Origin of the sequence: Falsiroseomonas oryzae, from assembly GCF_027856955.1 — a bacterium.
Classification (GTDB): domain Bacteria; phylum Pseudomonadota; class Alphaproteobacteria; order Acetobacterales; family Acetobacteraceae; genus Falsiroseomonas; species Falsiroseomonas oryzae.
In genome coordinates, this window is the sequence record NZ_JAPSMD010000004.1 from 1 (window position 1) to 12588 (window position 12588).

General features: G+C 71.3%; 13 protein-coding genes. 11 read left to right on the forward strand and 2 right to left on the reverse strand.

All coding sequences use genetic code 11. The features are described 5' to 3' along the window. From OZN99_RS01110 to OZN99_RS01130, 5 genes are all read left to right on the forward strand, one after another. Positions 1-365: tripartite tricarboxylate transporter TctB family protein (locus OZN99_RS01110; protein ID WP_270933317.1), on the forward strand; the 365-nt coding region annotated here is incomplete at its 5' end. A 6-nt stretch (positions 366-371) separates the two neighbouring features. After that, on the forward strand, positions 372-1883 hold the full coding sequence (locus tag OZN99_RS01115; protein WP_270933318.1) for a tripartite tricarboxylate transporter permease: 1512 nt from the start codon (positions 372-374) through the stop codon (positions 1881-1883). Then, positions 1880-3061 carry an aminotransferase class V-fold PLP-dependent enzyme gene (locus OZN99_RS01120; RefSeq protein ID WP_270933319.1) on the forward strand — a complete coding sequence of 394 codons (1182 nt, stop codon included), beginning with the start codon at positions 1880-1882 and terminating at the stop codon, positions 3059-3061. The genes OZN99_RS01115 and OZN99_RS01120 overlap by 4 nt, the downstream gene beginning before the upstream one ends. Beyond that, on the forward strand, positions 3061-4053 hold the full coding sequence (locus OZN99_RS01125) for an LLM class flavin-dependent oxidoreductase (RefSeq protein WP_270933320.1): 993 nt from the start codon (positions 3061-3063) through the stop codon (positions 4051-4053). The genes OZN99_RS01120 and OZN99_RS01125 overlap by 1 nt, the downstream gene beginning before the upstream one ends. Beyond that, positions 4050-5063: an LLM class F420-dependent oxidoreductase gene (locus OZN99_RS01130; protein WP_270933321.1), complete on the forward strand. Its 1014-nt coding sequence runs from the start codon at positions 4050-4052 to the stop codon at positions 5061-5063. Before OZN99_RS01125 ends, OZN99_RS01130 begins: the two co-directional genes overlap by 4 nt. Here the strand turns inward: OZN99_RS01130 and OZN99_RS01135 are convergent. Next, on the reverse strand, positions 5050-6024 hold the full coding sequence (locus OZN99_RS01135) for a Bug family tripartite tricarboxylate transporter substrate binding protein (protein ID WP_270933322.1): 975 nt from the start codon (positions 6022-6024) through the stop codon (positions 5050-5052). The two genes, OZN99_RS01130 and OZN99_RS01135, sit on opposite strands and share 14 nt — an antisense overlap. A gap of 165 nt (positions 6025-6189) precedes the next feature. Here OZN99_RS01135 and OZN99_RS01140 point away from each other — a divergent pair, with 165 nt between their 5' ends. Beyond that, entirely contained in the window at positions 6190-6657 is a 468-nt protein-coding gene (locus OZN99_RS01140) for a YybH family protein (RefSeq protein WP_270933323.1), read from the forward strand. 124 nt (positions 6658-6781) lie between these two features. Here the strand turns inward: OZN99_RS01140 and OZN99_RS01145 are convergent, their stop codons facing one another. Then, positions 6782-7936, reverse strand: coding sequence for an ABC transporter substrate-binding protein (locus tag OZN99_RS01145; protein WP_270933324.1), 1155 nt, complete (start codon positions 7934-7936; stop codon positions 6782-6784). Positions 7937-8115: 179 nt separating this feature from the next. On the opposite strand from OZN99_RS01145, the gene OZN99_RS01150 reads away from it, so the two are divergent. The 5 genes from OZN99_RS01150 to OZN99_RS01170 are packed head-to-tail and all read left to right on the forward strand — an operon-like array spanning position 8116 to position 12529. Next, positions 8116-8994, forward strand: a complete 879-nt coding sequence (locus OZN99_RS01150) for a branched-chain amino acid ABC transporter permease (RefSeq protein WP_270933325.1) — start codon at positions 8116-8118, stop codon at positions 8992-8994. 4 nt (positions 8995-8998) lie between these two features. Further along, the gene (locus OZN99_RS01155; protein ID WP_270933326.1) at positions 8999-9979 is read left to right on the forward strand and encodes a branched-chain amino acid ABC transporter permease; all 981 of its coding nucleotides are present in this window, start codon (positions 8999-9001) and stop codon (positions 9977-9979) included. Then, entirely contained in the window at positions 9976-10758 is a 783-nt protein-coding gene (locus OZN99_RS01160; RefSeq protein ID WP_270933327.1) for an ABC transporter ATP-binding protein, read from the forward strand. The genes OZN99_RS01155 and OZN99_RS01160 overlap by 4 nt, the downstream gene beginning before the upstream one ends. Beyond that, positions 10751-11494, forward strand: a complete 744-nt coding sequence (locus OZN99_RS01165) for an ABC transporter ATP-binding protein (RefSeq protein ID WP_270933328.1) — start codon at positions 10751-10753, stop codon at positions 11492-11494. Before OZN99_RS01160 ends, OZN99_RS01165 begins: the two co-directional genes overlap by 8 nt. A gap of 15 nt (positions 11495-11509) precedes the next feature. Further along, positions 11510-12529, forward strand: a complete 1020-nt coding sequence (locus OZN99_RS01170) for an LLM class flavin-dependent oxidoreductase (protein WP_270933329.1) — start codon at positions 11510-11512, stop codon at positions 12527-12529. Positions 12530-12588 lie beyond the last annotated feature (59 nt).

Consider the following 12588-nt stretch of genomic DNA (forward strand, 5'->3'; position numbering starts at 1 on the left):
AGGGCTGGGAGTGGGGCTTCACGGAGTTCGGCTCGCCGGGCCCCGGGCTGTTCCCGGCGCTCGCCGCGGCGCTGATGGGGGCCGCCGCGCTTGCCGCGGCGTGGCGGCGCGCGCCGCGGCCGGAGCCGATGCGGCAACGCCGGTTACTGGCCTACATCGCCGCCGCGCTTGGCTTCCCGCTGCTGCTGGAGCCTGCCGGCACCACGCTGGCCATCGCGGCGATGTTCCTGCTGCTGCTGCGCGGGTTGGAACGGCTGCCGTGGCGCGTCGTGGTGCCGGTCACGGCGGGCGCAACGGCGGGGTCCTTCCTGCTGTTCGACCGGCTGCTCCGCGTGCCGTTGCCGCATGGCTGGTGGCTAGGCTGACGGCGCATGGAAGTGCTGCCCGGGCTCGCCACAGGCTTCGCCATCGCGCTGGAACCCGGCAACCTTCTGATCGCGCTGGTCGGCGCAGTGCTGGGCACGGCGGTCGGCGTGCTGCCCGGTCTCGGCCCCTCGGCCACCATCTCACTGCTGCTGCCGGTCAGCGTCCTGCTGGACCGCAACGCGGCGCTGATCCTGCTGGCCGGGATCTACTACGGCGCGATGTACGGCGGCTCCATCACCTCCATCCTCGTGCGCATCCCCGGCGAGGCCGCGAGCGTCGTCACCTGCCTGGACGGCCACGCCATGGCACGGAACGGGCGCGCCGGCGCGGCACTCGGCCTCTCGGCGATCGGCAGCTTCGTCGCCGGCATCCTCGCGACCTGCGGCATCGTGCTGCTCGGCCCCTGGGTCGCGCAGGAGGCCCTGGCCTTCGGCCCGGTGGAACGCGCCGCGCTGCTGGTCTTCGGCCTGACGCTGGTGGCGCAGGTCGGCGAGGGATCGCGCCCGCGCGCCTGGACCATGGTCGGCGCCGGGCTGCTGCTGTCCACCACGGGCACCGACCTCGTCTCCGGCATCGAGCGCTTCACCTTCGACGTGCCGGAGCTGCGCGACGGCATCAGCATCGCGGTGATGGCCATGGGACTGTTCGGGGTGAGCGAGGTGCTGCTGCTCGCCGCGTCCCGCGATGCCACGGCGGGTCGCATCATCCCGCATGGCGAGCGCCTGCGCGACCTGCTGCCGAACCGGCAGGAATGGCGGGAGAGCGGCGGGGCCATCGTGCGCGGCTCGGGGCTTGGCTTCGTGCTCGGCCTGCTGCCCGGCGGCGGCGCGCTGATCGCCAGCTTCGCCAGCTACATCCTGGAGAAGCGCATCTCGCGCACGCCGGAACGCTTCGGCCATGGCGCGCCGGCCGGCGTGGCCGGACCGGAATCCGCGAACAACGCCGCGGCGCAGGCCAGCTTCGTGCCGCTACTGGCGCTCGGCATTCCCGCCAATGCAGTGATCGGGATCATCATGGGCGCGCTGCTGATGCAGGGCGTGGTACCCGGGCCAAGGCTGGCGCTGGAGCATCCCGAACTGTTCTGGAGCGTGATCGCCAGCATGTTCGTCGGCAACCTCGTGCTGCTGGCGCTGAACCTGCCGCTGGTCGGGCTGTTCGTCGCGCTGCTGCGCGTGCCATCCGCCATCATGGGGCCGTTCATCCTGCTGTTCTGCGCCATCGGCGCCTATTCGCTGAACAACAGCATGATGGATGTCTGGCTGATGGCGGGCTTCGGCGTGGTGGGCTTCCTGCTGCGCCGCCATGGCTGGGACCCCGCGCCGCTGCTGCTCGCCTTCGTGCTGGGCAGCATGCTGGAGCAGAGCCTGCGCCAGGGCCTGCTGGTAGGGTACGGCAGCCCCATGGTGTTCCTGCAGAAGCCGATCAGCGCCGCCAGTCTGGCCGCGGCGGCGCTGGTGCTGCTGCTGCCGCTGGCGCTGCGCGCCTGGCGTGGTGCGCCGCCGAAGGGGACGCCATGAGCCTGCAGAACGAAACCGCCCCGCCCCCGCTGGGCCGCGCCATCCGCCACGCCTTCGCGCTGGACCCGGACTGGCTGACCATCGGCCATGGCGCCTATGGCGCCACGCCTCGTGCCGTCCTGGCCGTGCAGGATGCCTGGCGCGCGCGGATGGAGGCGCAGCCCACCCGCTTCTTCAAGGCCATCCTGCCCGGCGCCATCCGCGAGGCGGCGGCTGCGCTGGCCGCTTACCTCGGCGGGGAGCCGGAGGATCTGGCCTTCGTGGAGAATGCGACGGCCGGCTGCAACGCGGTGCTGCAGAGCTTCCCGCTCGCCCCCGAGGACGAGATCCTGGTGCTGGACCACGGCTATCGCGCCGTGCGCAACGCCGCGCGCCATGTCGCCACGCGGGCCGGTGCGCGGATCGTCACCGTGCACGTGCCCTGGCCCGATCCGGACCCCGAGGAGATCGTCGCGCGCGTCGCCGCCGCCATCACAGCCAGCACCCGGCTGGCCATCCTGGACCACGTGACCTCGCCCAGCGCGCTGGTGCTGCCTATCGACGCGCTGGTCCGCGCCTGCCACGCCGTGGGCGTGCGGGTGCTGGTGGATGGCGCGCATGCGCCGGGCCTGGTGCCGCTCGACATACCTGCCATCGGCGCCGACTGGTATGTCGGCAACTGCCACAAATGGCTGATGGCGCCGAAGGGCTCCGGCTTCCTCTGGGCGCGGCGCGACCGGCAGGACCGGCTGCACCCCGTCGTCATCTCGCACCCCTATGGCGAAGGCTTCCCCGCCGAGTTCGACTACACCGGCACGCGCGACAGCACGGCCTGGCTGGCCGTGCCGGCGGCACTCGACTTCTGCGCGAGCCTCGGCGGGCCCGCGCTGATGCGTCGCAACGCCGAGCTTGCCCGGCAGGGCGGGGAGATCCTGGCCAGCCGGCTGGGCACACAGGTCGGCGCAGCGCCGGCGCTCTGCGCCGCCATGGCCTCGGTCCGCCTGCCCTGGCGCGGGCCTGCGACGCGGGAAGCCTCGCTGCTGCTGCGCGAGAGGCTGCTGGACCGGCGCACCGACGCGCCGGTGCACCCGATCGGCGACGGTCTGTGGCTGCGCCTCTCGGCCCAGGCCTACAACGAGCCGGCCGACTACGAGGACCTGGCCGAACGCTGCGCCGCAACCTTCGCCGAGGCCGCGTGATGCCGGACGCCTGGCCCTCCGCCGTCGGCGTCAGCCTGGAAGGCCGGGAGCCGCTGGCGTCGGTCCCGGCGCTTGCCAGTGCGGCGGAGGCGGGCGGCGCCGGCACGCTCTGGGTCGCCTCGCACCTCTTCCTGCGCGACCCCGTCACCATGGCGCAGGTTGCGCTGGCGGCGACCACCCAGCTACGCGTCGCGCTGATGGCGATGAGCCCCTACGCCATGCACCCCGTCCACATCGCCATGGCCGCGGCCGCGCTGGACGAGCTGCATCCCGGCCGCGTGGTGCTCTGCCTCGGCACGGGCGCACCGGCGGACCGCGACGCGGCAGGCATCGCGGCGCCGCATCCCCTGGCAACGCTGCGCGAGGCGGTGCTGGTCTGCCGCGGCCTGCTCGCCGGCGACAAGGTCCGTCTGGATGGAAAGGCCTTCCGGCTCGGTGGCCATCGCGCGCTCGCTGCGGGACCGGCGCGCGTGCCCGTCGTGATCGCTGCCTCGCGCCCAGGCATGTTGCGGTTGGCCGGCGAGGTCGCGGATGGCGTGCTGCTCTCTGGCGGCAGCTCGCGGCCTTATGTCCGACGCTGCCTCGACATCGTGGGCGAAGCGGCGGCCGGCCGGCCCGTGGCACGGCTCGGGCTGGTCTATGCCGCGCATGTCCCGCCGGGCGCGGACCGCCACGCCGCCCTTGCGCCGGTGCGCCGGCGGCTCGCCTTCGTGCTGCGGGGCGCGCACCATGCCGAGAACCTCGCCGCCGCCGGCACCGTGCTGGACCAGGCACGGCTCTACGCGCTGACACAGGCGGGCGACTGGGATGCGGCCATGGCGCTGCTGGACGACGACGCGGTGGCGCACCACGCCGCGGCCGGCTCGCCAGAGGAACTTGCAGCCGCACTTGCCGAGTATCGCGCCGCCGGGCTGGACGAGGTGGTGCTGGCCAACCTGGCGGATGCGGAGGCCATCGCCGCGACGCTGCGCGCAGCCGGAGGAGCGACATGAAATTCAGCGTCTGCCTGCCGACAGGGTTCGAAGGCGTGATGCACCCCATCCCCTTCGTCGAGGCCGAGGATTTCGTGCCCCTCGCACAGGCCTGCGAGCGGCTGGGCTATGACGGCGTCTGGGGCAATGACCACATCACCACGCAGAACTACGTAGAGAAGAAGTTCCCCGGCCGCACGCCACGCTTCTACGAGGTCATGACGGTGCTGTCCTTCTGCGCCGCCGCCACCACGCGGCTGCGCCTGGGGACGGCGGTGGCGGTGCTGCCGATGCGCGACCCGCTGTGGCTGGCCAAGCAGGCGGCGACGCTGGATGCGATGTCGGGCGGGCGGCTCGACCTCGGCGTCGGCATCGGCGCCTATCGCGAGGAGTTCGAGGCCTGGGCCCCGCGCCTGGCACCCAGCGCGAAGCGCGGCGAGATGCTGGAGGAGTCGCTCGCCATGATCCGCGCGCTGTTCGAGCAGCCGCGCACGACCTTCGAAGGACAGTACTACGCCTGCCGCGACGTCGCCTTCGCGCCGAAGCCGAAGCAGGCGCCGCTGCCGATCTTCGTCGGCGGACACAACCTGGCCGCGGTGGAGCGTGCGGCACGGTGGGGCCAGGGCTGGCTGCCGGGCTGGCGGCCCTGGCCGGAGCTGGCCGAGCGCATAGCGCAGCTGCGCGCCCGCACGGCGGAGCTCGGTCGCGACCCGATGGCGGTGGAAGTGGCGCCGGAATTCTCCGTGACGGTCGCGAAGACCATGGAGGAGGCGGAGGCGCGCTATATGGCCTCCGACCTCGTCGCGCACCGGATCTCGCTGAACTACACCGGGCGCGACCTGTCGAAGCAGGTGGTGGCGAACCTGATCGGCTCGCCCGACGTGATCCGCGAGAAGATCGCGGGCCTGGCGGAGATCGGCGTGCAGCACTGCTGCGCGCTGATGTTCCCGGCCAGCGACCTCGGCGAATACCGCGAGCAGATCGCCTGGTTCGCGGAGGTCGCCGGGGTCGCGCCCTTCAGCCCAGCGTGACGCCGGTCGCGCGGATCACCTCGGTCCAGCGCGCCGCATCCTCGGCGATGAAGGCCTGGAACTCGGCTGGCCGGCTAGTTGCGCCATCCACGCCGAGCGGCTGCATGCGCGCCTGCGCCGCGGGCTCCGCCATGACGGCGGCGATGTCGGCGGAGATGCGCTCGACCAGCGCCGGCGGCGTGCCGCCGGGCGCTGCGACGCCGTTCCAGGACTGGCCGACGAACCCCGGCAGCGTCTCCGCCACGGTCGGCACATCGGGCCAGGCGCGGTGACGTGTCGGGCCGGTGGTAGCCAGCAGGCGGAGCCGTCCACCCTGCACATGTGGCCCGGTCGCAGCAAGCTGGTCGAAGATCGCGTCGAGGTTTCCCGCGACCAGGTCCGTCACCGCGGGCGCGCTGCCGCGATAGGGCACGTGCAGCAGTTCGATGCCCGCGCGCATGCGGAACATCTCCCCGATCAGGTGCAGCGTCGTGCCAATGCCGGAGGAGCCGAAGCTCAGCGGACGTGCCGAGGCGCGGGCGAGCGCGATGAACTCCGGCACCGTACGCGCCGCCAACCCCGGGTGCACCGCGAAGGCGTGGTCGGCCGTGAACAGGATCGAGACCGGCGCCAGGTCTCGCATCGGATCGTAGGCCAGCGTCGGCAGCAGCACCCTGCCCAGGCTGATCGACACCGGCGAGCCCACCAGCAGCGTATGGCCATCGGGCGCCGCGCGGGAGACGAGCTCCCCGCCTACCGTGCCGCTCGCGCCCGCGCGGTTCTCCACCACGACCGGCCGGCCGTAGCGCTGTGCGAGGCCGTCGGCCAGGATGCGGGCGGCGCTGTCCGTCGCACCGCCCGGCGGGAACGGCACGACGATGCGCATGGGGCGTTCCGGGAAGGCTGAGACCTGCGCGGCGCTGCGGCGCAGGGCCGGTGCGGACAGGGCGAGGGCGCAGAGCGCACGACGTGTCAGGCTCACGGCGATCTCCAAGGATTGCGCGCCGGACTTGGCAGGACGCGCGATTCCGACCAGCGTTGCCTCCTCGGTCGGCGACGCGCCCTGGGCACCGCGCCGTCCGTAGGCCGAGCATGCCCGTGCGCGGCGAGGTCCCGCAAGGCGGAAGCGACGAGAGGAAGGGCGCCGATGACGACGACGGACCTCGTGGGCGGGTCGGAGGAGGACCGCGCGGCGCTGCTCGCGCTTCACGAGACGTACCTGCAGCTCAACGCCCGCTTCGACTGGGAGGGGCTGCAGGCGGTCTGGAGCCCCACGCCCGAAGCTACCTTCTTCAACCTCAACGGCCACACCTATCGCGGGCGCGAGCATTGGACGCGGCTGTGGCAGTTCTATGCGCAGAACGTCCGGTCGAGCTACTGGACGCCCTTCGACATCGGCGGCGTGGTCGGCACGGACCTGGCGACGATCTGGTGCCATCGCCGCACCCGACGGCGCTGGCGCGGCAGCCAGCCCCCGCCGCGCGACCTGCACTACGACGAGGCGGAGTTCACCACGCGCTCCACCATGGTCTTCCGCAAGGAGGACGGGGCATGGCGCTGCGTCCATGCCCATTTCTCCGAGGCGACCGACACGCCGCGCCCGGGCGGCGTCTAGCCCGCGATCGTCCTGACTGTGCACACCGGAGGTGGACACGGCGAAGGGCGTGAATCGCCAGGCCAGAAAAGCCAGACCGCCGCAGCTCTGAACACACTCAGGGCTACGGCGGGCTAGCCTCGGCTCAGCGGTTACGCAGGTCGAGCACCTCGCCCACCTCGACGCGGCGGTTGCGCACGCGGTTGACCACCAGCACGGTGCCGGCCTGGTTCTCCGCGTCGAACTGCACGCTCGGGCCCATCACGGTCTGGAAGCGCATCGCGGCCATCGCGTCGCGGATCCGCGGGCCTTCCGCCGTCCCGGCCTCGCGGATGGCCTGGGCGAAGATGCGCAGGCTGTCGTAGCCCGACCAGGTCTGCAGGTAGGGGATGGAGTTGTGCCGGGCGCGGATCTTCTCCACGAAGGCGCGGTTCTCCGGGCTGTCCACGTCGTGCGAGTAGGGCCAGACGCTGACCGAGTTCTCCATCACGCCGGCCTCGACGAAGCGCTGCATCAGGCCGCCCAGCTCGACCCGGCCGGTGAAGGGAATCCGCAGGCCCATCTGCTGGAAGTTGCGCATGAAGTTCGCCTGGTCGTTGCCGAGCTGGAAGAGCGCGAGCCCGTCAGGACGGCGGGACTGGATACGCGTCAGGATGGTGGTGTAGTCGGCCAGCTGCTGCGGGTGGAAATCCTGCGACAGGATGGTGATGCCCGCGCGCTCGGCATACTGCGCGAAGGCCTGCGCACCACCGCGGCCGAAATCCGTGTCCTCGGCCAGCACGGCCACCCGCGAGAACTGCCGCGTGCGCGCCAGGTAAGCCGCGAGCGCATCCATCATTGCCGCGTCCGAGGGCTGCAGGCGGAACATATACTCGTTGCCGTTGCGCCCGGAGAGCTCGGTGATCCGCGGCGAGGAGGAGATGCCCGTCAGCATCGGCACCCGCGCCTCCTTGACGATCGGCATGGCAGCGATGGTGGCGGAGCTGCAATGCGCACCGATGATCGCCACCACCCTCTCCTGGATCAGGCGGTTGACGGAGCCGACGCCTTCCGAGGGGTTGCAGCGGTTGTCGGCGTAGATCACCTGGACCTGCTGGCCAAGCACGCCGCCCGAGGCGTTGATCTCCTCCCGCGCCAGCTCGATGCCCCAGCGTTCCCACATTGCCGCGGTCGCGGCAGGGCCGGTATCCGGAAGGCTGACGCCGATCCGGATCTGCGCCGAGGCGGCGTGCGGCTGCACGACCAGGGCGGCGGCAAGAACTGCCCCTGCTGCCAGCAGGCGGCGACCAAAGCTGCGCATTCGCTGTGCACCCCTCATCCTGTGCCGAGAAGGCGCGCCCTGACGGCCGCGCACGCAGCCATCGCAGCGGATCGCGAAGCCGCGCGTCAAGAGAGACTTGTCGATGCAGCACGCTCCCTGGATAGTCGCATGGCGATGGCGGCGGTCGGGTTGCCATCCGGGCAGGGGGCGCGCCGGGCATGGACGCGGTCTTCTTCGCGCAGCTTCTCTTCAACGGTCTGGCGATCGGCCTGATCTACGCCCTGATCGCCGTCGGTCTCGCCCTCGTCTACGGCGTGCTACGCATCGTGAACTTCGCGCATGGCGAGTTCCTCATGCTCGGCGCCTATGCCATGGCCCTGGTCACGCCGGTGCTGGGACTGCTCTACCTGCCCTCCCTTGCCGTCGCGATGGCGATCACCGCCCTTCTCGGCGTGGTGATGTTCGAACTGCTGTTCGCGCGGCTGAAGGAGACGGATTTCGAACGCTCCATCCTGGTGACCACGGGCCTGTCCATCATCCTGCTGCATGGCGTGCAGTGGATCTTCAGCGCCTCTGGCCGCATGGTGGACACCGAATTCGGGTTCGCGGGCGTGGAGATCGGCGACATACGCATCACCGCGACGCGCCTGGCCGCCGGCGTGGTGGCGCTGGGTGCCTTCCTGGCGCTGTGGCTGATCCTGACGCGCACGCAGTTCGGCCGCGCGATGCGGGCCATCTCGCAGAACCGGGAAGCCGCGCTGATGGTCGGCATCCCGCCGCGGAAGGTGGCACGCAACGCCATGATGCTGGCCTGCGGCCTGTGCGGCCTCGCCGGCGCGGCGCTGGCGCCGGTGTACCTGGTGCAGCCGATCATGGGCCAGGCGCTGCTGTTCAAGGCCTTCGCGCTCGTCATCATCGGCGGGCTCGGCCACCTGCAGGGTGCGGCGATCGCCGCGGTCATCCTGGGCGTGGTGGAGAGCCTGGCCGGCGGCTTCCTGACCATCGTCTGGCAGGAAGCCATCGTCTTCGTGGCGATGATCCTGGTGCTGCTGCTGCGGCCTCAGGGGCTGTTCGCCACGCGGATCCGCGTGGGCTGAGGCGATGGGCGCGCTCGATCGGCTGACGGGACCGCTCGTCGCCGCCGGCATCGCGGCGGCGATCGCCCTGCCCTTCTGGGCGCCGAGTCCCTATGCCGTCTATGTCGCGATCAACGCCGCGCTGTTCACCGTGGCGGCGATGTCGCTGAACCTGGTGTACGGCTTCGCCGGGCTGCTCTCCTTCGCGCAACTGGGCTTCTGGGGCATAGGCGCCTATGTCGCGGCGATCGGCGTCAAGGATCTGGGGCTGCCGATCATCCCCGCCTTTCTCCTGGCCGGCGCCGTCTGCGCGGTCGTGGCGGCCGGCGTGGGGCACGCGGCGCTGCGGCTGAACCGGCATTCCTTCGTCGTCGTCTCCATCGCCTTCACGCTGCTGGTACTGACGCTGGCGCGCGACTGGACCGAGGTGACGCGCGGCGCGCTGGGCATACCGGGGCTTGGCCTGCCTCGCCCCTTCGGCCTGACGCCGCCGGGTGACTCCTACTACGTCGCGCTGGCCTTTTCGCTGCCGGCGCTCGGCCTGCTGCTGGTCATCGCGCGGTCGCGGGTCGGTCGGACGCTGCTCGCGATCCGCCAGGACGAGTCGCTGGCGCGCTCGCACGGCATCGCGCCGCGCGCCTACCGCCTGTTCGCCTTCGTCGTCGCCGCCGCATTGACCGGCATCGCGGGGGCGATCTTCGTGTTCCACCTGACCATCGTGGATCCGCTGATCCTCGACATCTACTACATGCAGACCTTCCTGATCATGGTCATCCTGGGCGGGATGGGCTCCTTCTGGGGCGTGGTCGTCGCCGGCATCCTCATGTCCATACTGCCGGAGGCGCTGCGCTTCTCGAATGACCTGCGCATGATCCTCTACGGGCTGCTGCTGATCCTGGCCGTCACCTTCATGCCCTACGGCTTCGCGGGCTGGCTGAAGGCACGCCGCGGCGAGGTCTGGCGACGCGCAACCCCGGCCACCCGACTGCCGGCCGGGGACGCATGAGCGCGCCGCTGCTCAAGGCCGACGGGCTCTGCAAGTCCTACGCCGGCGTGCATGCGGTGGCCGAGGTGTCGTTCAGCCTCGTCGAAGGCACGATCACCGCGATGATCGGCCCGAACGGGTCCGGCAAGAGCACGACGGTCGATCTCGTCACCGGCTTCCAGGCCGCCGATGCCGGGATGGTGAGCCTGGACGGCCGCGCGCTGACCGGCCTGGCGCCGGAGCAGATCGCGCGCAGCGGGCTGATGCGCACCTTCCAGCAGGTGCGAGTCTACGACACGCTGGCCATCGAGGAGAACCTGCTGACCGCGGCGCAGGAGACCGACGGGACCGGCTGGCTGGACGCCCTGCTGCGCAGCCGGCGCTTCCGTGCCGCGGACTCGGCGGCGCGCGCGCGGGCGGCGGAGCTGCTCGACCTCGTCGGGCTGGCGCGCATGGCGCAGGCGCCGGCGGGCGTGCTCTCCTACGGGCAGAAGAAGCTTGTCGCGCTGGCCGGCGCGCTGATGCCGCGCCCCCGCCTCGTCATTCTCGACGAGCCGGTGGCCGGCGTGAACCCGACCCGCGTCCTCGAAGTGGAAGCGATCATCCGGCGCCTGCACCAGGCCGGACAGTCCTTCCTGATCATCGAGCACAACGTGGATTTCGTCATGCGCCTGTCCCAGCGCGTCATCGTGCTGGATCAGGGCCGCAAGATCGCCGACGGCACGCCGGAGGAGGTGCGCGCCAACGAGGCGGTGCTGGAAGCCTACCTCGGCACGGAGGCGGAGCCCGCCGATGCCTGAGACAGCGCTGCTGGAACTGCGCGACCTGCGCGCGGGCTACACGCCGGACACCGCCATCGTGGATGGTGTTTCCCTCACGCTCTCGCCCGGCACCGTCACCACAGTCGTCGGCGGCAATGGCGCGGGCAAGTCCACGCTGATGAAGGCGATCTACGGCACGGTCCGCCACCTCGGCGGCGAGGTGCGCCTGCGCGGCGAGCCCATCCAGCACCTGCCGCCCTGGGAGAGGCTGTCGCGCGGCATCGGCCTGGTGCCGCAGGGCCGCTGCAACTTCCCGGAGATGTCAGTGGAAGAGAACCTTCGCCTCGGCGCCTATCGCCTGACGCGCAGCGAGGCGGTGCGCGCGATCGAGCGGGTGGCCGCCATGTTCCCCGTGCTGCGCGCCCGCTGGAAGACGCAGGCCGCGAACCTCTCGGGCGGCGAGCAGCAGCTGCTCGAGACCGCGATGGTGCTGGAGACGGCCCCGTCCCTGCTGCTGCTGGACGAACCCTCGCTCGGCTTGTCGCCGAAGATGCAGGCGGAGATCTTCGCCACCGCGGCGTCCATCGCGCGCGACACCGGGCTCACCGTGCTGATGGTGGAGCAGAACGTGCGGGGCGCGCTGCGCGTCTCCGACACCGCGATCGTGCTGGAGCAGGGGCGCAAGCTGATGGAAGGGCCGGCCGCCGAGGTCGCGCGCGACCCGCGCATCCGGCAGGCCTATCTGGGTGGCGGCGCGACGGCCATGGGGACGTGAGGGGAAGGTGACGCGATGCGCAAGACGCTGACGGTGAGCGCCGGCCTGCCGACGGGGATGGAGGGCCTGACCTACCCCATCCCCTTCTCCGATCCGGAGACGGTCCTGGCCATCGCGCTGCACGCCGAGAAGCTGGGCTACCACTCGGTCTGGGGCAACGACCACATGACCACCCAGCACTATGTGCGGGAGGAGTTCCCGGTGCCGCCGCGCTTCTGGGAACCGCTGGTCACCTACGCCTTCCTGGCTGCCCGCACCACGAAGCTGCGCTTCGGCACCGGCGTGCTGGTCACGCCGATGCGGCGCGACATCGTGCCCATGGCCAAGCAGATCTGCACGCTGGACCATTTCTCCGGCGGCCGGGTGGAGATCGGCGTCGGCGTCGGCGCCTATCGGGAGGAGTTCCTGGCACTGCGGCCGGAGGGCGATGCGCATCGCGGCGACATGGTCGCGGAGAGCGTCGCCGCCATGCGGGCGCTGTTCGACAACCGCGTGGCCAGCTTCGAGGGGAAGTACTATCGCTTCCGCGACGTGGAGTTCACGCCGAAGCCGCTGCAGCGGCGCATGATGATCTACTACGGCGGCAACAGCCGCGCCCACCTGCCGCGCGTGGCGAAGGATGGCGACGGCTGGCTGCCGGCCGGCATCCATGTGGACCGGCTGCGCGCCGACGTGGCGGAGCTGCACCGCCTGGTGGAGGCGGCGGGCCGCGACCCCGCGTCCATCGAGGTCGCGCCGCAGTTCATCGTGCATGTCGCGCGCACGCGCGAGCAGGCGATCGAGCGGTTCCGCCGCAGCCAGATGGCGAAGCATTTGGAGTCGCTGCGCAAGTCAACGCTGAAGGAACAGGGCGCGCACACCAACGAGGAGATCAACCTGATCGGTACGCCGTCCGAGGTCATCGCCAAGGCTCACGCGCTGCGGGAAGCCGGCGTGACGCACCTGCTCGGCCTGTATTTCGCGGTGAACGAGCCGGCGGAACTGCTGGACCAGATGGAGCTCTTTGCCACCGAGGTCATGCCGCACATAACCTGAGGCCGCGCGATGATCGCCAGCTGGGCGCAGGCCACGGCCTCCGCCGCGACGTCGCAGGT